The 21490-nt window shown below is 58.1% G+C and carries 17 protein-coding genes; 14 read left to right on the top strand and 3 right to left on the bottom strand.

The window, feature by feature from the left end; all coding sequences use genetic code 11:
- The coding region (locus tag EPN93_18325; protein TAL31118.1) for a GAF domain-containing protein at positions 1-935 on the bottom strand (935 nt) is incomplete at its 3' end.
- A gap of 206 nt (positions 936-1141) precedes the next feature.
- On the opposite strand from EPN93_18325, the gene EPN93_18330 reads away from it, so the two are divergent.
- From EPN93_18330 to EPN93_18355, 6 genes are all read left to right on the top strand, one after another.
- On the top strand, positions 1142-2872 hold the full coding sequence (locus EPN93_18330; GenBank protein ID TAL31119.1) for a DUF342 domain-containing protein: 1731 nt from the start codon (positions 1142-1144) through the stop codon (positions 2870-2872).
- A 108-nt stretch (positions 2873-2980) separates the two neighbouring features.
- Entirely contained in the window at positions 2981-3892 is a 912-nt protein-coding gene (locus EPN93_18335) for an MBL fold metallo-hydrolase (GenBank protein ID TAL31120.1), read from the top strand.
- 81 nt (positions 3893-3973) lie between these two features.
- Positions 3974-5986, top strand: coding sequence for an NAD-dependent DNA ligase LigA (gene ligA / locus EPN93_18340; GenBank protein TAL31121.1), 2013 nt, complete (start codon positions 3974-3976; stop codon positions 5984-5986).
- Positions 5983-7602 (top strand): apolipoprotein N-acyltransferase, encoded by a 1620-nt coding sequence (gene lnt, locus EPN93_18345; protein ID TAL31122.1) that lies wholly within the window; start codon positions 5983-5985, stop codon positions 7600-7602. The genes ligA and lnt overlap by 4 nt, the downstream gene beginning before the upstream one ends.
- A complete protein-coding gene (locus EPN93_18350; GenBank protein ID TAL31123.1) occupies positions 7566-9266 on the top strand; it encodes a hypothetical protein in 1701 nt (566 codons plus the stop codon). Before lnt ends, EPN93_18350 begins: the two co-directional genes overlap by 37 nt.
- A 12-nt stretch (positions 9267-9278) precedes the next feature.
- Positions 9279-10094, top strand: coding sequence for a cupin domain-containing protein (locus tag EPN93_18355; protein TAL31124.1), 816 nt, complete (start codon positions 9279-9281; stop codon positions 10092-10094).
- A gap of 19 nt (positions 10095-10113) precedes the next feature.
- Here the strand turns inward: EPN93_18355 and EPN93_18360 are convergent, their stop codons facing one another.
- Entirely contained in the window at positions 10114-11667 is a 1554-nt protein-coding gene (locus EPN93_18360) for a hybrid sensor histidine kinase/response regulator (GenBank protein ID TAL31125.1), read from the bottom strand.
- 278 nt (positions 11668-11945) lie between these two features.
- On the opposite strand from EPN93_18360, the gene EPN93_18365 reads away from it, so the two are divergent.
- From EPN93_18365 to EPN93_18385, 5 genes are all read left to right on the top strand, one after another.
- The gene (locus EPN93_18365) at positions 11946-12929 is read left to right on the top strand and encodes a nitronate monooxygenase (GenBank protein TAL31126.1); all 984 of its coding nucleotides are present in this window, start codon (positions 11946-11948) and stop codon (positions 12927-12929) included.
- A 107-nt stretch (positions 12930-13036) separates the two neighbouring features.
- A complete protein-coding gene (locus tag EPN93_18370) occupies positions 13037-13423 on the top strand; it encodes a response regulator (GenBank protein TAL31127.1) in 387 nt (128 codons plus the stop codon).
- Between the two features lie 142 nt (positions 13424-13565).
- Positions 13566-14993, top strand: coding sequence for an amino acid permease (locus tag EPN93_18375; GenBank protein ID TAL31128.1), 1428 nt, complete (start codon positions 13566-13568; stop codon positions 14991-14993).
- Positions 14810-16282: a M20/M25/M40 family metallo-hydrolase gene (locus tag EPN93_18380; GenBank protein ID TAL31129.1), complete on the top strand. Its 1473-nt coding sequence runs from the start codon at positions 14810-14812 to the stop codon at positions 16280-16282. The genes EPN93_18375 and EPN93_18380 overlap by 184 nt, the downstream gene beginning before the upstream one ends.
- 31 nt (positions 16283-16313) lie before the next feature.
- Positions 16314-17150 carry an EamA family transporter gene (locus tag EPN93_18385; protein ID TAL31141.1) on the top strand — a complete coding sequence of 279 codons (837 nt, stop codon included), beginning with the start codon at positions 16314-16316 and terminating at the stop codon, positions 17148-17150.
- Here the strand turns inward: EPN93_18385 and EPN93_18390 are convergent.
- The gene (locus EPN93_18390) at positions 17147-17590 is read right to left on the bottom strand and encodes a phosphatidylinositol kinase (GenBank protein TAL31130.1); all 444 of its coding nucleotides are present in this window, start codon (positions 17588-17590) and stop codon (positions 17147-17149) included. The two genes, EPN93_18385 and EPN93_18390, sit on opposite strands and share 4 nt — an antisense overlap.
- 470 nt (positions 17591-18060) lie before the next feature.
- Here EPN93_18390 and EPN93_18395 point away from each other — a divergent pair, with 470 nt between their 5' ends.
- From EPN93_18395 to EPN93_18405, 3 genes are all read left to right on the top strand, one after another.
- A complete protein-coding gene (locus tag EPN93_18395; GenBank protein TAL31131.1) occupies positions 18061-19257 on the top strand; it encodes an acyl-CoA dehydrogenase in 1197 nt (398 codons plus the stop codon).
- Positions 19258-19322: 65 nt separating this feature from the next.
- Positions 19323-20390 (top strand): phosphotransferase family protein, encoded by a 1068-nt coding sequence (locus tag EPN93_18400; protein ID TAL31132.1) that lies wholly within the window; start codon positions 19323-19325, stop codon positions 20388-20390.
- An 83-nt stretch (positions 20391-20473) separates the two neighbouring features.
- Positions 20474-21382, top strand: a complete 909-nt coding sequence (locus tag EPN93_18405; protein TAL31133.1) for a 3-hydroxyacyl-CoA dehydrogenase — start codon at positions 20474-20476, stop codon at positions 21380-21382.
- Positions 21383-21490 lie beyond the last annotated feature (108 nt).

A 21490-nucleotide genomic window follows, 5' to 3' on the forward strand; every position in this document is an offset into this window, starting at 1 on the left:
CCGGTCCCGTCCCAGTTCTCGTGGTGGGTGAGCGCGACCGTGGAGGCGACCTCGTCGAATACCGACTGCTTGTCCGTGAAGAGCCTCGCGCCCAGGAAGGTGTGGCTCTTCATTATTTCATATTCGTCGTCGGTGAAACGGGCCGGCTTTTTTAGAATAAGGTCCGATATCGCCACCTTGCCCACGTCGTGCAGCATGGCGGCCATGCGCAGCACGTCGCGGTTCTTTTCAATCTCGGTTTGCGAGGTTCCCCGCCGCTGCGCCCATGACTCGTATAGCTCTACGGCGTACGACGCTACCCGGTTTACATGGGCGCCGGTCTCCTTGGGATCGCGCAATTCCGCCATGCTTATCATGCGCAGGAGCAGGGCCCTGGTCATCTGCGCCCGCTGGAGTATCATGCTCGCCATCCCCGCGAAATGAAGCACGAAGGGTTCGTCGTTCCAGTCGAACGAAACGACGTTCCCGAAATCGTCCCTGGCATTGATAACCTGTAAAACGCCCACCACGTCGTTCGTGTTTGTTTTCAAGGGAACCGTGAGCATCGACGTGGTCTTGTACTTGGCCAGGGTATCGTATTTCGAATCGAAGTGATAGGGGGCGTCCGCGGGGATTGCGTAGACGTCGGGGATGTTGAGTATCTCCCCGGTGGACGCCACGTAACCCGAAATGGATTTGGGGCTTATTTTCACCCTGAAGGTGGAGAAGATGATCTTCTGTCCGGGGGGCAACTGGGCCTGGAGGGTGTCATTCTGCACCTGGCTGAAAATAAGCTCGTCGCCGTCCCTGACGTAGATGGAGCCGGCGTCCGCGTTGACCACCATGCGCGATTCGCGCAGGATGCGTTCGAGCAAAATATCCAGGTCCTGGATATCGACCAACTCCGATCCCAACCGGATGATTTCCTGGAGTTTGTCGACCTCTGTCTTTTTCATTGGTGCCCCGAGACGAAAGCAATCACAACCCACTGGTATACAATATGATACTATGTTCCCGAAAAACACAAGTCCATCGGGAAATTATCGTACCAAATTCCGGCAATATTTAGCTGAATATTTTTCTCCGAATGCACGAAAATCTTAGTAGCAGTGCATCCGTCGAATGAGTATTATTATAAACAGATCGGAAAACCGGGCAAAACATGAAATATCTTCTCTGCTATTTTCAGCCGAAGGCCACCAGGATACTGGTGGAGAAAATCACGGATGCGGGCGACAAGGTCCTTGCGCTTTCGTCCAACCTCAATTTCGTGGGCAAGCAGGAAGTCGTCGCGCGCCCGGTGAGCGCCGAAAGCCTCGAAGAGGCGAAGGCTATGGTCGATCCGGGGATGATCCTGGTGAGCATCGAGCCCAACCCGGGTTACAAGCCCGCGGAGGGCATTTACTTCGACCAGTTCGAGACCTGCTACCGCGCCGCGGGATACGGGTTTGTGGTCCTGGACCCGGTTCAGCAGAAAATCAAGCTCCTGGAACCGATTCATTACGCGAAAAACAAGATTCACGCCTATTTCCTGGTCGTCCCCACAAAACAGAAATCAATTCCCGCGTACAGGGACATAGAAGAGCAGCTCTTGCAGAAAAAAATCGTCACCATGCTTCAAAAAGACCTCATCGAAGAGCAGTTGGCGGAGATAAACGCGACGGAACCCCGCCTTCACCGGATACTGGTTGCGCGGGGAAAAGAGCCGGTGAACGGGTACGACGAATACTTCACGCCGCTGCTTAAATTCGAGAAAAAAGCCGGGAAGATCATGGAAGACGGAAGGATAGACTTCCGGGAGCTCGATTCCATCGTGGAGATCAAGAAGGGACAGCCTATTCTCCAGCGGCACCACAAGGTGAAGCCGGAAGACGGGTGGGACGTGTTCGGCGAGAAGGTGGAGGCGCTGTTCGAAAAGAAGAACGGTTTCATCAAGGGCGACAACCTGGTGGTGTCCGCCGACCAGGCCGACGTGCTCGTGTCGGGCATAGACGGGTGTCTCACCGTGGAGGGACGTAAATTCATCATCTCCCCGAAGGTAGTCATCAAGGGCAACGTGGATTTCGATTCCGGCAACATCGATTTCAACGGATCCGTGCAGATACAGGGCTCGGTGCTCCCGGGATTCACCGTGAGGGCCAAGGGCGATATCATAATCGAAAAGAACGCCGACGACGCATACCTCGAGGCGGGCGGCGATATCGTCGTCAAGCAGGGATTGGCGGGCCGGGGAAACATGAAGGTCGTCGCCGGGGGCATGATCAAGGCGAAATACCTCCTGAATTGCGACGTCGAGGCGGTGCTCGAGATACAGATCGAGGACTCGATCATCAACAGCCGGGTGTTTTCCAACGACAAGGTCGTCATGACCGGAAAGACGGGGAAGATCATCGGGGGCGAAATCACCGCGCGCCACGAGGTGGTTGCCAACGTCATAGGCGTTCCCAAGGAGAACGTTACCAAGATAAACGTGGGCCGGAGCCTGTTCGTCGAGCGCGAGATCGTGGGCATACGCGAAGAATTGGAGGGTATCCAGGGAAAGATCGACGAGGTGATGACCAAGCTCAAGACCAGCTTCGGCGAGGGCGTGTTCGAGGACCCCAAAAAGTTCCTGGCGATCCTTCCCCCCATAAAAAAGAAATCCTGTATCGCGCTCATCACCGAGCTGCAGGGCTTCAACAAGGTCAAGAAGGAGATCGACCTGCGCCGCGTGGAGGCGGAGGAAAAGCTCAAGCTCGAGAGGGAACCCACGGTCATGGTCATGGACGCCGTATTCCCGGGGACCATGCTTTCTATCAAGAAACAGATGCGCAAGATCGACCAGAAGCTCGACAACGTGAAATTTTTCATCGACGCGGATACCAAGGAAATTCGGTATACGGCCGCGGTCTGATACCACCTGCCGGCGCATCGGCGCCCCATCCCTTCTTTCACAATATATTCTTGACGCAGCCCGCGGATTCGGGCCAATTGGGCCGATATTCATTTCCGGAGAACGCCCATGCGCGCGCCGAGCAACCCTTCCCGAATAACCGATTCACTCTACTGCCTGGGGCCCGCGCCGGTTCCCTCGTTCCTCCTGGACGGCGAGATGCCCGCACTGTTCGAGGCCGGAATCTACGCGTTCGGGCCTTCGTATGCGAACGAGGCGCGCGTGATCCTGGACGGCCGGCGGCCGGCCTACCTGTTCCTCACGCACATGCATTTCGATCATTGCGGCTCCGCGGGATATCTCAAACGGGAATTCCCCGGTCTCGCGGTCTGCGGTTCGGAGGAGGGGGCCCGTATAGTGGAGAAACCGTCCGCGATCGCGCTCATTACGCGGCTCAACGATTTCGGGCAGCCGGGCGAGGTGAAATTCGAGCCCTTCACCGTCGACCGCGTGCTTTCCGACGGGGAGGAGATACGCGTATCGGCGGACAGGACCGTGCGCGTCATCAAGACGCCGGGCCATACGAGGGACATGCTTTCGTACTACATCCCCGAAATCAAGGCGCTCATACCGTCCGAGACGGTGGGCGTTCCCGGCCGGGGGGACTATATCTTCAGCGAGTTTCTCATCGACTTCGACACGTATCTGCGCTCGATAGAGCGCCTCAGGGGTCTGGACGTTGAAATACTCATCCTGGCGCACGGGTCCTATTACACCGGGGAAGACGCGCGCGCGTACATCCCGAGGGCGATCGCGCACACGCAGAGGTTCAGGGAGCGGATCGAGTTTCTCGTCGGGGAGCATGGAGGCGATACGGCGGCAATAGCCGCCGTCATCAAGGGGGAAGAGTACGATCCGCTTACGGGGGACAAGCAGCCCGAGCGCGCGTACATGATCAACCTGGACGCGAAGATCAAGGCGGTGGTCCGGCGAATGAACGACCTCACCGCCGTGGACGCGCCGTTCAATAAAAGGATTTGACTTTGCTCTCCGCGGTGGCATCCTACTGAAATCGTCCGGCGCGGCCCGGAACATTTTCGTGAAATCGAGCGGCAGGAATCCATGAAAAAAAAGGACGACGTCCGCGCGCGTTACCAGGAGCTCGCGGCGTTACTCGAACGGCATAATCGTCACTACTACGATCTCAACCAGCCCCTGGTCGATGACGCGACCTACGACGCGCTCATGGCCGAACTCGTTGAAATCGAGCGCGCCCACCCCGAGCTGCGCGGCGAGGATTCGCCCTCGCGGCGCGTGGGAGGGGGCGTTTCGTCGAGCTTTGGCGAGGTGCGTCACGATCCCCCGATGCAGAGCCTGGGCAACATCAACGATGAGCACGAGCTCGATGAGTTCCACGCGCGGTGCGCGAAGTATTTGGGTGCCGGCGCGGCATCCCCGTACTCGGCCGAGCTCAAGTTCGACGGGCTTGCAGTGGAGGTCGTGTACGAGGGGGGCCGATTCGCGCGCGGCTCGACCAGGGGAAACGGGGAGGTAGGCGAGGACGTTACGGCGAACATCGCCACGATCAAGTCCCTTCCCCGAAAACTCGAGGGCGCCGATGCGCCGTCGTACCTGTCGGTGCGTGGTGAGGTGTTCCTGCGCCACGACGAATTCGACAGGATCAACAGGGAACGCGAAGCCGCGGACGAGGCGCCGTTCGCGAATCCGCGCAACGCCGCGGCCGGCTCGCTTCGCCAGCTGGATACGAGGGTGACCGCCTCGCGGGATCTCGATATTGTGCTGTACGGGATCGGCGGAATCGAAGGCGCGCCGGCTCCCTCCACCCAGGAGGAGCTGGTATCGTTTTTCCGGAAGCAGGGACTCCCCGCCTCGTCCCACGTGATATTCGGCGGGGCCGAAGAGATGAAGGAATTCTACCGGAAGTGGCGGGAAAACAGGCATACCCTGAATTTCGATATCGACGGGGTCGTCGTGAAGGTGAACGGGTTTGGTCCGCGCGAGATAATGGGCTCCACCAGCAAGGCGCCGCGTTGGGCGGTCGCCTGGAAATTCCCCGCACGCGAGGCCGTAACCGCGCTCGTGTCCGTGGATTTCCAGGTGGGGCGGACCGGCGTCGTCACACCGGTCGCGAATCTGCACCCCATCAATATAGGCGGCGTGCTGGTCAAGCGCGCGACCCTCCACAATTTTGACGAGATACGCCGGCTTGACCTCATGATCGGGGACAGTGTCCGCGTGATCCGTGCCGGCGACGTGATCCCCAAGGTGACCGAGACGCTGCCCGGCAAGAGGCCGCGCGACGCGCGCGCCATCGTCGCACCCGACGCATGCCCGTCGTGCGGTTCGGTCCTGGCCAGGGAAGATATCTTCATACGGTGCGTGAACGACGCGTGTCCGGCCAAGCGGCTGGAATCCCTGAAATATTTCGTCTCGAAGGACGCGATGGACATCGAATTTTTCGGGCCCGAGCTCATCCAGCGTCTCTACGAATCCGGACGCCTGCGCACCGCGGCCGACATCTTTACGCTCACCATGGACGACCTGCTCGCCGTTGAGCGCATGGGAGAAAAGCTCGCTGAAAAGATTCTCGCGTCGATCGATACGCGGCGCGAAATAGCGCTCTCGTCCCTCCTGAGGAGTCTCGGCATACGAAACGTGGGCGACCACGTCGCCAAGGTGATCGCGCGTTCGGCGAAAAACCTGGCCGCGCTTACCGGCATGACTTCGGACGAGCTCATGAAGGTTCACGAGGTGGGACCGGGAGTCGCGGAATCGGTATCATCATTTTTTAAGGACGGGCAAAACCTGAAACTGCTGGACGACCTCGCGCGGGCGGGGATGAGGATTACCGACGAGCCGGCGGGCCCCGAGGGCAGGGCGGGGATTGCGGGTAAGACCTTCGTGATCACGGGAACGCTTGCGCACCTCTCCAGGGAAGAGGCGGAGGCCCTCGTGGAGAAGCTCGGGGGAAGGGCAGCCGGCTCGGTGAGCCGTAAAACGGACTTCGTAGTGGCAGGGGAAAACGCCGGTTCCAAACTCAAGAAAGCACGCGAGCTGGGAATAACCATTCTTGACGAGACTGAATTCCTGAAGATTATGGGGGAAGCTGAATGAACGCGCTGCGCAATTCGAAAATAGGAGCCGCTATCGTGAAACGCTATTATCTGCTGACCTGCGCGCTCATGTGGCTTTCCTTTCCCACGTACGACGTCTGGTTCCTGAAAGCATTCCCGGCCTTCGCGTGGTTCGCGTTCGTACCGCTCATTGTATACGTGAGGGACCGGGAACCGCGGGAGGTATTTCGCGCATCGCTCGTCACGGGAATTTTCGGGATCACGCTTCTTTACAATTGGATCGGGCAGTTCGGCAGTAAGGTGCCGGGCGGGTACATCGTCATCCTTTCGGTGCTTATGCCGGTGCTGGCGCTCATTTTCACATCGAAGATATGGCTGGCCGAAATGCTCGCGCGGCGCTTTCCCGCGCTCAGGTGGGCCATCCTCCCCGCGCTGTGGGTTGTCGTCGACGGCATCCAGTCCGTCGGCCACCTCGCGTTTCCCTGGACCTACTGGGGGCATTCCCAGTATACTTTTACATCCTTCATCCAAATTTCAGCAGTGACCGGGATATTCGGGATAACCTTCCTGGTTATCGCCGCGAATACGGCAATCGCCGACCTGGTGACGGTCCTGGGAAAACACGGATGGCGGTTCCGCGAACAGGTCAGGAGCGCCGAATATGTCTGCGTCGCCGTCATAGCCGCAATCGTCCTCCTGTCCTGCGCATGGGGGGCATTGCGGGTGCATGTGCCCGGCGACGGGGACCGCGACAAAATCCGCGTAGCCATGGTACAAACCTGCATAGATCCATGGGAGGAATGGCACCTGAACCGGTTCGATTACCTCCGCGAATTGAAGCGCTGGAGCATGCGCGCGATCGAAGAGAAGCCGGACCTGCTCGTCTGGTCCGAATCCGCGACGCTTGAGCTCATCTCCTACAACTTCGCGATGAACCGGTTGAACCCGTTCGAAAAGGAAGTGCTCTCCCTTGCGAAGAAATCGGGCACGCCGCTCGTGACCGGGGAGATCGGCGTCCTTGACGACGTGGTAAACCGCACCATGCACTTCCAGAACAATGCGGCGCTCATCGGCGCGGAAGGGACCGTCCTCCAGACCTATTCAAAGATTCACCTTGTCCCGTTCGGCGAGTGGTTTCCCTACGAGGCCCTCTTTCCCTGGATAAAACAGATTTCAAATGACTTCGGCGGTTCCAATTTCGTGCCGGGCTACGCGCCTGTGGTGTTTGGCGCCGTTGGAAAGAAATTCGCGCCGCTCATCTGTTACGAGGGGATATTTTTCCGGCTGTGCAGGGAATACCGCAGGCGGGGGGCGGATTTCTTTGTGAATATAATCAACCTGGGCTGGACGGACACCTACCGCGGACACATGCAGGGATTCGCCTGCGCGACATTCAGATCGGTCGAGAACGGTATCTGGTTCGTGAGCGCGGGCAACTCCGGGCTTACCGCCGTCGTGGACCCCTTCGGGCGTATCACCGCCTCCATACCCCTCATGGAACCCGGATTCCTGGTCGCCGATATGGATTTTTCCATGAACCGCGATACAATGTACTCCCGGGTGGGAGACATCGTGCTTTACTTGTCCCTGTTATTGATAGTGCTGCTTCTTGCCCTGGTGTGCGTTCAAAGATTACGTGCGCGGGGCTCCGCGTGAAGCTCATCTACCTGACCGATATTCACGGCGCCTTCGAGCACGTGATGCAGCTCCTCGCCGAGACGGTCGCGGATGTCTACGTGGTCTCCGGCGATCTTATCGACATTCCCTTCTACAACATGGACAGCGCCATCCGCTACCACGAGCTTCAGAGCTTTTTCCACGGGCTCCGACGGCGCATGGACAGGGAACAGACGCTCATCGAGGATTTTGTCGACGAGCTCCTCGAGAAGCCGGACGTCACCGACGAGGTGCAATCCAAGGGGTCCCGCTACCAGCAGTATACGATTCGCGCAAGGCGGGTCATGCAACAGAAGTACAAGGTTCTCGAAAATATTGTGTCATGGAAAAAGGCGCCGGTTTTTTGCCTTCCCGGCAACTACGACATGGACCTCAAGTTCACCTCGCTCCACGAGAGGGACCTGCACCTCCACTGGCACCAGGTGGAGGATATTAAAATCGCCGGGTACGGCGGGGCGGATATCTGGACCGCGGGCATCCCGGAACGATACGTGGTGCGCTACAAGGCGGGGATCGGCGTCTACGACCGGCACAACGAGATGTACAACTTTTTCAAGGCCGCCAAGCCCGACATCATCGCAACCCACCAGCCGGCGCACGGGGTCCTGGACCGCATCTCGTTCATAGGCCCCTCGGGATCGCCCGCGCTGCGAACCTACTGCGACAACAACAACGTGCTGCTCTGCCTCACGGGACACGTGCACAATGAATGGGGCATGCGGATGGTCGAGGACACGGTGTACCTCAACCCTTCCAATTTCGGCGAGGTGACGCAGATAAACGGGGAGGTGAAGGAGGGCGGGTTTTTCTTCGAGGTGGACATCGACCGGAGAGAGGTGCAGAAGGTCGTTTTCAGGAAGCTTGCCCGCGACAGGATATTCGACATCGCCGAGTACCGGCGCGCAGGGACGGGCTGGGACGAAATGATCATCGATCTCGATCGTTATGCGGCACTAAAGCGGAATGACAACTACGACCTCCAGATCAGGAAATCCTCCCACATCCCCGAGATACAGCTTTTCAACGAGATCAAGCAGTTTTTCCGGCTCTTCCAGACCCCGGAGACCGACGAGCGCGTGGATCGTCTCGAGGAGGTCGCGCGGCTGGTCGAGGAGCGGATGAAGGGCGAGATCGCCATGGACCTGGTTGGCTCGGTGAACATAGGGCTTTCAGCCCAAAGCTCGGACATAGATTTCGTGCTGTACCTGCGGTGCAATACGGGGGGCGCGTGCGAGACCCACTCATGCGATCTTTACAAGCAGGCCGAGGAGATGCTCCGGGAAATCCTGGGCAGCCACTACGATTTCGAAATCATAGACTGCGTCGATCTCAGCCTGGTGGAAAAGAGCATCCTGGAAAAGAATTACGAGTGCGAGACGCTCCAGCGCTTCGTCGCCTATCGCTCCATATGCCGCCCGATTAACTACAGGGTCATCGCGCCGCTGGAGGACATGCTTAACAGGGATATGGAGTTTCGCAATGAGCTCGAGGGAAGCATCCGGTCGTATTTCAAGATATTCGTGACGACCTCGCAGCATATACATTCCTTCAACAAGTACGAACTGCGGCTGCGGAGCATCGGGATCAAGCTCCCGGAATCGATCCGGAAAAAAATACGCAGGTACCTGCAGGAAGAGGAGTAAAGGAGGTATCCCATGGCGCACGTGCGCATAGACGAGCTTCCTGGAAAAACCATAGCCCCGGGAATAATGCTGCGGTCGGTGCATCTCGAACGGCTCATGGTGACATTCGTCACCCTTGGAGAGGGAGCGGTCCTTCCGCTTCACGCGCATCCCCACGAGCAAATCACCGTGGTCATTGCGGGGGCGCTCAAGTTCACGCTGGAGGGCGAGGATCACACCCTTCGCGCGGGGGACGCGATCACGATACCGCCCGGTGCGAAGCATGCGGCGGCCGCGTTGGATGGACCATGCACGGTATACGATTCATGGAGCCCCGTAAGGGATGACTACATACTATCGGACCGCCATACGCAGCAGGGATTGACGGAATCGTGCGAAGTCGCGGATTCGAACCCGCCTGACCCGGAACTCGCCGCGATATTAAAGACCGCGAAAACGGTAGCGGTTGTGGGCTTATCGGACAATCCCGAACGGGACAGCTTCAAGGTGGCGAGATATTTGAAGGAACACGGATATCGCGTCATTCCCATAAATCCCGCCAGGAAAGAGATACTGGGGGAGAGGAGCTACCCGGACCTGGCCTCGGTGCCCGAAAAGATCGACGTGGTCGACATATTCCGCCAGGTTGACGCGATCCCGGGCATCGTGGACGAGGCCATAAAGATCAATGCGGGTGCGGTCTGGATGCAACTGGGACTGGCGCATCGCGAATCGGCGGAAAAAGCGAAGGCGGCGGGTCTCAAGGCGGTCCAGGGGAGATGCATGAAAATCGAATACGGGAAACTTATCGAACATGCGGGAGGGGACTGCGCGCCCTCAGGGCGATGACGGGGCCGGGTTCTCCTTTTCAGCGCGCCGCGGGAAGGTAGACCGTAACGGTAGTGCCTTCGCCGACCTTCGAGTCGATCTGGATGAGCCCCCGGTGCCGTTTCACTATCGAGTAGACGAGCGAAAGCCCCAAGCCCATGCCCTTCTCGCTGTAATTGGTCTTGGTGCTGAAATACGGGTCGAATATCTTATTGAGATTCTCCTGGGGAATCCCCGCCCCGGAATCGATCACCTGCAGACAGATAAAATCCCCCTCCGCGAGCGGTACCGGGCTTTTTCCATCCATGTGTACGTTGGAACAATCGACCCGGACCGTGCCGCCTTCCGGCATCGCGTCGATGGCATTGGCGTAAAGATGGTACATAACCCGTTTCATGAGCGAGATATCGGCGCGCACCGACCAGAGGCCGGGCTGTTTTTGAAACCTCACTGTGATGGCCGGATGCGCTTCCGCTAATTTCGCGTCCTCGCGCAGGAAATCGTCCACGTTCGCAACCTCGATGGCGGGGCGGGATATACGGGCAAAATTCAGCAGTTGGTAGGAGAGATCCCTTGCGAGGTTGGAGGCTTTTTCCATTTCATCGAGGCTTTCCGTGACTTCTTCATTGTCGCTCACTACCATGCGGATGAGCGCCACGTTTCCCGAAATCACCGTCAGGAGATTGTTGAAATCATGGGCGATTCCTCCCGAGAGGATCGCGACGGCCTCGAACTTGGTGGTCTTGATAAGCTCTTCCTCGAAGCTTTTCCGGAGGGTGATATCCTGCAGCTGCGAGACCGTGTGCTCCTGGGTGCCGATTGAAACCAGGGAGGAATTCAAGGACACCAGGTGCGGGGTGCGCGATTTGTCGAGCAGCCGGACCTCAAGGTTGTCAATGTGTCCGTCCCTGGCAAGCCTTTCGGTAAACATTTCCCGGTCCGCCGGGTCGGCCCACAGGCCCAGTTCCAGCGTACTGTGTCCGATAATCTCATCCCTTTCGTAGAGGGAGAGCTCCAGCAGCTTGTCATTCACATCCACGATCTTCCCCGTTTTCAGGTTGGTGATAATCATGGCCACGGGGCTCTGGATGAAGGCGCGCGAAAACTTGTCCTCGGAAAACTTCAGATCGAGGCGGCTCGCCTCGAGCTGCAGCTCCAGCTCCCGCCGTGCACGCGCCATTTCTATCGTGGAGTAGAGCTCATTGTGATTCACCGGCTTAATGATATAGCCGTAAGCCTTGCTGTTCTTCGCCCGCCGGATCGTGGCGTCATCGGAATGCGCGGTTATGAAGATGACGGGTATCGCTAAGTGCTCATGCAGTCTTGTGGCCGCCTCGATTCCGTCGAGCGTCCCCGCGAGCATGATGTCTACCAGCGCGAGGTCGGGACGGAGCTCGGCAGCCTTACTAATAAGCTCCTCGCCGGACTCGACCGAAGCGACGATCTCGTATCCGTGCGATTCGAGAAAAAAATGAATATCCGTGGAAATGATGCGCTCGTCTTCGGCGATTATGATGCGGGGCCGGGTATTGCCGTTCATGGTCTCCATCTTCAGCGTCAGCTCTTCTCCGTGGTATCGGGCACCTGCGCGCACTGCTTAGAAACATCCGTGCGTATGAGACGGTGCTCCAAGGGGAGCCGTCCTTTTACATCCAGTACATGACATGAAAAACGAATTTTATCAAGAGAATATTTCCAGAAATATCAATTATTCGCGCGGGGAGAAGGGGAATACCGGCACGTGCCGTTTCCGGTACCCCATGCCGGGGGTGCGTCCGCCGGTATGCAAAATTTTATCTTTACACCCCGGGAATTATTTTTATAGTGGATGGGTCCCGGGCGGTAATTTCACTATTGAGTGCGGAGGAAGAGATGAAAACGAGAATAACGGACATGTTCGGGATCGAATATCCCATTATATGCGGGGCCATGATGTGGCTCTGCAAGCCGGAGCTCTGCGCGGCCATTTCGAACGCGGGCGGTATGGGAAACCTGACCGCCGGCAATTACGACACCGAGGAGGAGTTCCGCGCGGCCATCGCCCAGACGCGAAAACTCACCTCGAAGCCTTTCATGGTGAACGTGACGATACTGCCGTCCGTGCACATCACCGCCGCGCATCACCAGATGTACCTGCGCGTGTGCGCCGAGGAACGCGTGTCGGGCCTCGAGATCTCCGGCACCCCCGTCGACAAGGCATGCGGAATGGAATACGTGGAGACGCTCAAAAAAGCGGGCGTAAGGCTTTTTCATAAAGTCGGTTCGGTCCGGCACGCCGTTCACGCCGAAAAGGTCGGATACGACGGCATCTACGCCGCGGGCATCGAGGAGGGGGGGCACCCGTTAAACGACGACGTGACCACGATGGTCCTCACGCCGCGCATTGCGGAATCGGTAAAAATCCCGGTGGTTAGCGTGGGCGGCATCGCCGACGGAAGGACTATGGCGGCCGCCTTCACCCTGGGCGCGGAAGGCGTCATGATGGCGAGCCGGTTTATGGCCACGAAGGAATGCCTTGTTCATGAGCGCATCAAGCAGGAGATTCTCAAGCGCCAGGAATTCGAAACAACGCTTATCTGCAAGACACTGGGATTGCAGGGACGGGCGCTTCGTAATAAAACGGTGGAGCAGGTCCTCGATCTCGAGTCAAAGAGCTGCGGCTTCGAGGATCTCATCCCCCTCATTTCCGGGAAACGGGTGAAGGAGGCATGGGAAAACGGCGATGTCGATGTTGCGCCCATGATGGTGGGCCAGTCGATAGGGCTTATCAAAGATATCCCCACATGTAAGGAATTGCTCGATCGCATGGTTCGCGAGGCGAAGGAGCATCTCGCCCGCCTGCAGCGTATGCTGTAGAACTCAACGAACGGCATGTTGTAAAAGGGGGCGGATATCCGCTCCTTTTTTTATAGGGGCTGATAACTCGCTTCAGTTGACGCTTTATTGTGCCGAACAGGGAAGTGATGGGAAACAGGGCTCATAATTTCGCCGATACGCACATACTCGTCGCCGAATGCGAAAGGATAATCGCGCTCGACCTGAGGGGAATGCTCAACCGCATGGGATACGCCACGATAGAGCACGCCTATTCAAGCGAAGAGGCGCTGATAAAGATCAGGAACCAGAAACCCGATGTACTTATAATGGATGAGCTTATAGACGGGCACTCCCACGGAGGCGAGCTGGGCAAATCCATCGCGCGCAATTTTAAAATTCCCGTCATGCTGCTCACGGCTTCCCTGGATGAAAGCCGGCATCACGCGCGGATGCGCAATGTGCGCCTGGTCCACAAACCGTTTGGGGAAAAAGAGATTCTCGCTTCGCTCAAATCAATTTTGAAGAACAAATGACCTTTCCTCCGGCCTTTTCGGCTTTCCTTCCATATTTGTAAAAATGATTTGCTTTCCAGGGCATCGCGCGCTACGCAGGGTTTTCCAACGCGTGGAGGCAGGAAAATGAGCCGTGTCGTGAATTCCCCATGGATGCCCGCCTATGACAGGCGGTAAACCTGTTTCGCCGGGCGGCCGGCCGAACACGCTCTTCTCGGAGGATACGGAGCTCAAGCGCGAGCTTGGCCTCACGGAAACCGTATCCATCGTCATAGGAAGAATAATCGGCTCAGGAATATTCCGTACCCCCGGCATCATCATGGCCTGCACGCTCTCCACGGGGCTTTTCGGCCTCGTGTGGCTGGTTGGAGGGATCATCACCATTTTCGGAGCCATGAGTTACGCAGAGCTTGTGGCGATGATACCCAAATCGGGCGGACCGTATGTCTTTTTACGCGAGGCGTACAACCCCATCTGGGCATTTTTGCGCGGGTGGGCCATGTTTTTCGTCGCCGAAACCGGCTCCATCGCCGCGGTAGCCCTCGTCTTCGCGGAGCATACCGGCGCCCTGATCAGAATAAGCACGGGAGAGGGGCTCTCGGGGACTGGTATCCTGGCAGTGGCATGCGCGACGATCTGGGTGCTCACCCTGGTGAACTGCTTCGGCGTGTTTTTAAGCGGCGTGGTCCAGGACGTGTTCAGTTTCGTGAAGGTCCTCGCGCTGGGTGCCGTGATCGGGACCTGCTTCACCGCGCCCGGCGATTTTGCCCACTTTAGCGCTCCCCTGTGGCCCGAACAATTCACCTGGGGAACGCTCCTCGCGTTCGGGACGGCGATGCGCTATTCCTTTTTCGCCTACAGCGGATGGGAAGGCGCTACCTACGTCGCGGAAGAGGTAAAGAATCCCCGGCGCAACCTGCCGATTTCGCTTTTCGTGGGAATATCCGGTGTGTTCATTCTTTATATAGGCGCGAATTCCGCGTACCTGTACCAGCTTCCCGTCGAACAATTCAAGGAATCGAGCTGGATCGCCGTGGACGCGATTCAAATGGCCGCGGGCGCCCTTGGCGGGGCGCTCATATCCGGGGCGGTGATGCTGAACACGTTTGGAAACGTAGGTACGCAGATCCTGTGCAAGGCGCGCACCTGGCAGGCGATGGCCTCCGACGGCCTCTTCTTTAAAAAGCTCTCGGAGATCCATCCTCGCTACAAGACGCCCAACTATTCACTTATCTTCCAGGGGGCCTGGGCGACGGTGCTTCTCGCGTTCGCCGCCGCCGAGAAAAACTCCTACGAGGCGATCATCGATTTTTTCACCGTTACGGGAACCGTCTTCAACATCATGACCTTCGCCTCGGTATTCATACTAAGAAAAAAATATCCGGACGCGCCGCGCCCCTACAAGGCATGGCTGTATCCGTACAGCGTCGTCGCCGTGATAGTGTTTCACCTGGCGTACCTGGCGATCACCCTCATCACGGCGTTTGTTCCATCGATGCTCGGGCTCCTGCTCACGTCGTCGGGACTCCTGTATTATTACCGGGAAAAGATTTTCCGGCGTGCGGCAAAAACCGGTGCGGGGAACGGCTGATGGAGAATCGGACCCCCCCAACAATGAAAGAACGCGCGCGATCGATGGATCGATTTCTCTCCGATTCGCTCCCGGGCTACCTGCGGGTGCTTTCCGACATGATCGCGATTAATTCGCATACCATGAACGCGGCGGGCGTGAACAGGCTTTGCGATTATACCCGCGCCGTGTTCGAGAAGCGCGGCTTCACGGGAAGGAAAATTAGCTCGGTATATAAAGGATGCGGCAACCACCTGCTCCTTTCCAGGGCCGGTACTTCGCCGGAGAAGATAGGCTGCGTTTCCCACCTCGATACCGTGTTCACCGCAGAGGAGGAAGTGCGCAACGGCTTCGTCTTCAGAATAGCCGGGGACCGCATATACGGTCCGGGCGCCAATGACATCAAGGGCGGCACTGCGGTGATGCTCATGATGATCGACGCCTTGAGGCGTTTCGCACCCGATGCATTCGAACGTTTTTCATGGGAGCTTCTCTTCGATGCGACGGAGGAAACGGAATCCGACGACTTCGGGGCGATCGCGAGGGAGGCGCTGGGAACGACCGGCAGGGCATGCCTCGTCTTCGAGAGCGGGGAGCACGCGGAAAACGAATTCATTTTGACCGCCGCGCGCAAGGGAAGGGCCGTCATGCGGGTAACCACTTCAGGGAAAAGTGCCCACGCGGGAAGCGATCATGCGCGCGGTGCGAGCGCGATCCTCCAGATGGCCGACCTGCTTCCGAAACTGGAAGCGCTTACCGACTATGCCGCGGGGCTTACCTGCACCGTAGGGACGGTAGAGGGGGGGACTGCGCTCAACAGGGTTCCCGACAGCTGCGATGCCGGGATGGAGATCCGCGCGTTCGACCCGGCGGTTCTTTCCGGGGCGGTCGAAAAAGCACTTTCATATAATGGGTATTCGACCGTGGGGAGCGCGGACGGATCGTTCCGCTGCGTCGCGCGCGTCGAGCTGCTCCGGACGAACCCCTCGTGGCCCATGAATCCCGGCACCGGTTCACTCGTTGCGGCATGGTCCAGGGCGGCAGCAGTAATGGGGAAGGGAATTCTCGCCGCGCCCCGGGGTGGGATCAGCGATGGAAATTTATTGTGGGATACTCTCCCGGTTATCGACGGCCTGGGACCGGCAGGTGATAATTGCCATTGCGCGGAATCGACCGCCGACGGCTTAAAGGAACAGGAATACGCGCTCATGTCCTCGTTCGTGCCGAAGGCGGTCTTGAGCGCGCTCGCCTTATGCGAGCTTGCGCGGAAGGATGACGGTACGGACGGGGGGATGCATGATGCGGGTTGATAGTATGAGCGACGGCGTCCGCGCGCGCCTCATGCTGGTGTGTGCGGCGGTTCTCTGGAGTACCGGCGGCATTTTCATCAAGATGATCGATCTGCATCCCATGTCCATCGCGGGATGGCGCAGCCTCATTGCCGCGATTACCCTTCTCCTGCTGGTGGGAAAACCGAAGATCACCTGGTCGTTGCCGCAAATGGGGGGCGGGATCGCCTACGTGGGGACGGTCATCCTGTTCGTCATCTCGAACAAGCTAACAACCGCGGCCAACGCGATCATACTTCAGTACACCGCCCCGATCTACGTAGCCCTCTTGGGCATAATAATACTAAAAGAAAAAGTCGGCCTGCGGGGATGGCTCACCATGGCGCTCGCCCTGTGCGGCGTGGCGATGTTTTTCGGCGACAAGATCGACGCGGGGGGACAGCTGGGCAATATCCTGTCGGTGGTGAGCGGCCTTTCGCTGGCATTCCTCATAATCGCGCTCAGGTACCAGAAAAGCGGTTCGCCGGCTGAAACCATACTGGTGGGCAATGTGATCACCGCGCTGGTATGCCTGCCGTTCATGGGCGCGCAGATTCCGAATGCCCGCATGGCGATTCCCCTCGTGCTCCTGGGAACGCTGCAGCTGGGCCTGGCCTATTACCTGTACGCGAACGCTATAAAATACGTACCCGCGCTTGAAGCGATAATAATTCCGATCATCGAGCCCATACTCAATCCGCTCTGGGTTTTCATTTTCATGGGGGAGCGTCCCGGCGCATGGTCCCTCGCGGGCGGGGGGGTGGTGCTGGTTTCCGTTACCGCCTACTGCATCCTGACGCGGGTCAACGGCTCGCCGGCGCTCCGGGACGACACCGCCCCGACGGGCTAGCGACCCAGGAAGTTGCCGTTCCAGACCGCGGGCATGACGAGCCCTTCACGCGTGGTGTAGGTGCCCATGCCTTCGCTGGCGCCGTTTTTCCACTGCCCGCGAAACTTGTCACCGTTGGGAAGCGTCACCGTCCCGTTCCCGTGCGGGTATCCGTTTTCCCATTGCCCCTGGTAAGTCAAACCGTCCGACTTCGAATATACGCCATCGCCGTGCCGCTTGCCCTTGGCCCAGTCGCCGTCATATTTGTCGCCGTTCGACCAGGTCATGACCCCCTTGCCGTTCGGGGCGTCATCTTTCCATGCGCCGGCGTATCTGGCCCCATCCACCCATACATACGTGCCTTCTCCGTTGGTGCAATCGCCCTTTTCGCAATCCGCGAACGCGGGGAGAAGGCCGCTGGCTGCAAGTAGGAGGATTAATATCGAAACCGTGATTTTCATGCCGGACCGCTGATGTTTTTATATTTATGATGATACTGATAAAACCAACGCACAGCAAGCGCTTTTTCACAAGTCATTTTTACCTGTAGCAGAGGGGCAACCAGGGGTTTATCCCGGCACGAAACGCACACCCCCACAGGGATGACCGCCAGGAATGCAGATACACTACGTATTTGATCGTGCCTCATATCCCGTCAGCAGTGCCTTTCCCCCGGCCGGATCACGCCTGCGTAATCCAAAAAACGAACGTTCGTTCGTAAAAAATGTTGACAGATTTTCGCCGATATTGCATCCTACTCAAAGGATGCCGGTGTGAATGGCGTGAACGCGATTAATGAGATATACCGACCGGAACGCAACCGGATGCGGAAGGGGAATAACTCCCCCACAGCAGCCGGCTGCAATGACCGATACGCGAATCGGTCAAAATCCCGCCTATAACGGCACAATAACCAGGTAAGGGGGGCGCTATGGACTTTGGAATATCCGATAAAATGCAGACCATCCTCACAATGATCAACGAGTTCGTCGACCGAGAGCTCATCCCGCTCGAACACCAGTTCGTCAACGCGGAGTTCCGCGACATGGTGGGGTTGCTCGCCGAGAAGCGTAAGATGGTCAAGCAGATGGAGCTCTGGGGACCCAATATACCGGCGGACCTGGGCGGCATGGGACTTCCGCTCGTGGAGCACGGACTCGTGTCCGAGGCGCTGGGCCGCTCTCCCCTGGGCCATTACGTATTCGGATGTCAGGCGCCCGATGCCGGGAACATAGAAATCCTGCATCAGCACGGCACAAAAGAGCAAAAGGAGAAATACCTCAAGCCTCTCGCGGCGGGGGACATCCGCAGTTGCTTTTCGATGACCGAGGTCAACATGCCCGGCTCAAACCCGGTGATGATGGAGACGACCGCGGTGAAGGAAGGGGGCGATTACATTATAAACGGGCAGAAATGGTACACATCGAGCGCGGACGGGTCGAAATTCGCCATCGTTATGGCGGTGACCAATCCGGAGGCGCCCCTGTACCAGCAGGCGAGCATGATCATCGTTCCCACCGATACGCCCGGGTTCAACCTGGTGCGCAACATTCCGGTCATGGGCCATTCGGGGAGCGATTACGCGAGTCATGGGGAAATACTCTACCAGTCCTGCAGGGTGCCGCAGGCGAACCTCCTGGGCAAGGAGGGCATGGGCTTTATCATCGCCCAGGACCGCCTGGGACCGGGACGCATCCATCACTGCATGCGCTGGATCGGAATCTGCAACCGGTCGTTCGACCTCATGTGCCGGCGCGCGAGCGAACGAAAGATCACGCCCGACGGCAAGACCCTGGCCACGCGGCAGATAATACAGTCCTGGATCTCGGAATCGGCGGCGGAGATCCATGCGGCGCGCCTCATGACGCTGCACGCCGCATGGAAGATCGACAACCTGGGGGCGAAGGAGGCGCGGGACGAGATCGCGCTCATCAAGTTCGTAGTCGCGAACACCATGCAGCGCGTGGTGGACAGGGCGCTACAGGTGCATGGGGGCCTGGGCATGACCGACGACACGATCATCGCGTACTTTTTCAGGCATGAGCGCGCGGCGCGCATATACGACGGTGCGGACGAGGTTCACAAGTCATCATTCGCCCGCCGCTACCTGAACAAGTACCAGAAATAAACGGAAAATCCCGGGGAACCCGACGACACTCCGGGAGCGACGATTAACGCGCATTGGAGAATGCAATGGCCAGGATCGATGAACCCACCGCGGCGTATACGGGTGAAGAATTCGATATTGAAAGGGTGAGGGGCCTCCTCCGGGAGGCGGTGCCCGGTTTGGAAGAACCCATGACCGTCACCCGATTCGCCTCAGGCTATTCCAATCTCACCTTCCTGTTGAAATCGGGAGGGCGGGAAATGGTTCTTCGAAGACCGCCGCGGGGGAAGAAGCCCAAGTCGGGTCACGACATGGCACGCGAGTTCAGGGTGCTCAAGGTGCTCAAACCGCATTTCCGCTACTGTCCTGAACCGGTGCTCTTTTGCGACGACCTGTCGGTTATGGACTCACCGTTTTACGTGATGGAGCGCATCAGGGGAACCATCCTCAGGAGAAACCTTCCCGAGGACCTTATGCTCACGCCCGCAAACGCCCGGGCGCTCTCGGCGAACCTGATCAAGGTGCTCTGTGAGCTTCATGCGCTCGATTACCGTGAGATCGGTTTCGAGGATTTCGGCAAACCCCAGGGATACGTGAAGCGGCAGGTCGACGGATGGTGCGCCCGCTACCGTGACGCGCGCACGCCCGACGCGCCTGATTTCGAGACGGTGATGCGCTGGCTCCAGGAAAAGATGCCCCCGGATTCGCCGCGGCCGTCGCTGATACACAACGACTACAAGTTCGATAACGTGGTGCTGGACGAACACGACCCGCTTAACATAATTGGGGTTCTCGACTGGGAGATGGCGACTATAGGCGACCCGCTCATGGACCTGGGGAATTCGCTGGCGTACTGGGTCGAGCCGGGTGATTCCGAGGAGCTCCAGTTCGCGCGGATGATGGCCACGAACGTGGAGGGGATGCTCTCGCGCCGCGAGCAGGCCGAGCTGTACGCCGGCACGATGGGCGTGGACGCGGGGAACATCGATTACTACTACTGCTTCGGAATATTCCGACTCGCGGTCATCGCGCAGCAGATCTATTACCGGTTTTACCATGGGCAGTCGAAGGACGAACGATTCAGGATGCTCATCTTCAGTGTGAAGATCGGGGAAAACACGGCGCTCAGGATAATCGGTGAATCGGGGCTCTAGATGTAAAGAATGGATCGAACCATACGAGTGCCGGCAGGCGGCAGCATGGTAAAGGCATACATAATTATTGCAGGAGGCACGCCATGAAAATTGAAGACGTTAAGAAGGTGCTTATAATTGGCGCAGGGACAATGGGACAGCAGATAAGCGTTCCGTGCGCCCTTGGCGGATACGAGGTCGTCATATACGACATCAAGGAGGAGATGCTCCAGACCGCCCGGAGGAGGATCCAGAACATTTTCAAGGGCAGCGTCGACTGGAAAAAGATTACCCAGGCCGAGAGCGACGCCGCGTTCGCGCGGATATCCTATACGACCGACGCCACGCACGCGGCGGCGAACGCCGACCTCGTAAGCGAATCAGTGCCCGAGGACCCCGCGCTCAAGGGAAAGGTGTTCGCGCAATTCAATGCACTCTGCCCCGAACGAACGGTTTTCACCACGAACACGTCCACTCTGCTCCCCTCGTACATTGCGGCACAGACGGGACGACCCGAAAGGTTTCTCGCCTACCATTTTCACGACACGAGGATGACGAACGTCGTCGATATCATGCCGCACCCCGGAACCTCACCCGAGACAATCGAGCTCGTGAAGGCCTTTGCGGAACGCACCGGCCAGCTCCCGATCATGCTCACGAAAGAAAACCACGGGTACGTGTTCAACGCGATGCTCTCGGCGCTCTTCTTCTCCGCGCAAAGCCTTGCGGCCAACGAGGTGGCTTCGGTGGAAGATATCGACAGGGCCTGGATGGGTGTGACGCATATGATGATAGGGCCCTTCGGGATCATGGACAGCGTAGGCCTCGATACCGTATGGCACATAACTAATTTCTGGGCGCAGAAAAATAAGGACCCCCAGGCGCTGCGCAACGCCGATCTCGTTAAAAAATATGTCGACCAGGGACGGCTGGGACAGAAACGCAAGCAGGGCTTCTACGAATATCCCAACCCTGCGTTCAGCAGGCCCGGGTTTCTCAAGGGAGAGAATTAAAGAAATCGCCTACCAATATCACAACAACTGCCTCAGGAGGCCCCCTAAATCCCCCGGAGGGGGACTTAAGCAATCGGCAGAATATGCAGGCAGGGGATTTTATTCATT

Source organism: Spirochaetota bacterium (assembly GCA_004297825.1).
Lineage (GTDB): Bacteria > Spirochaetota > UBA4802 > UBA4802 > UBA5368 > FW300-bin19.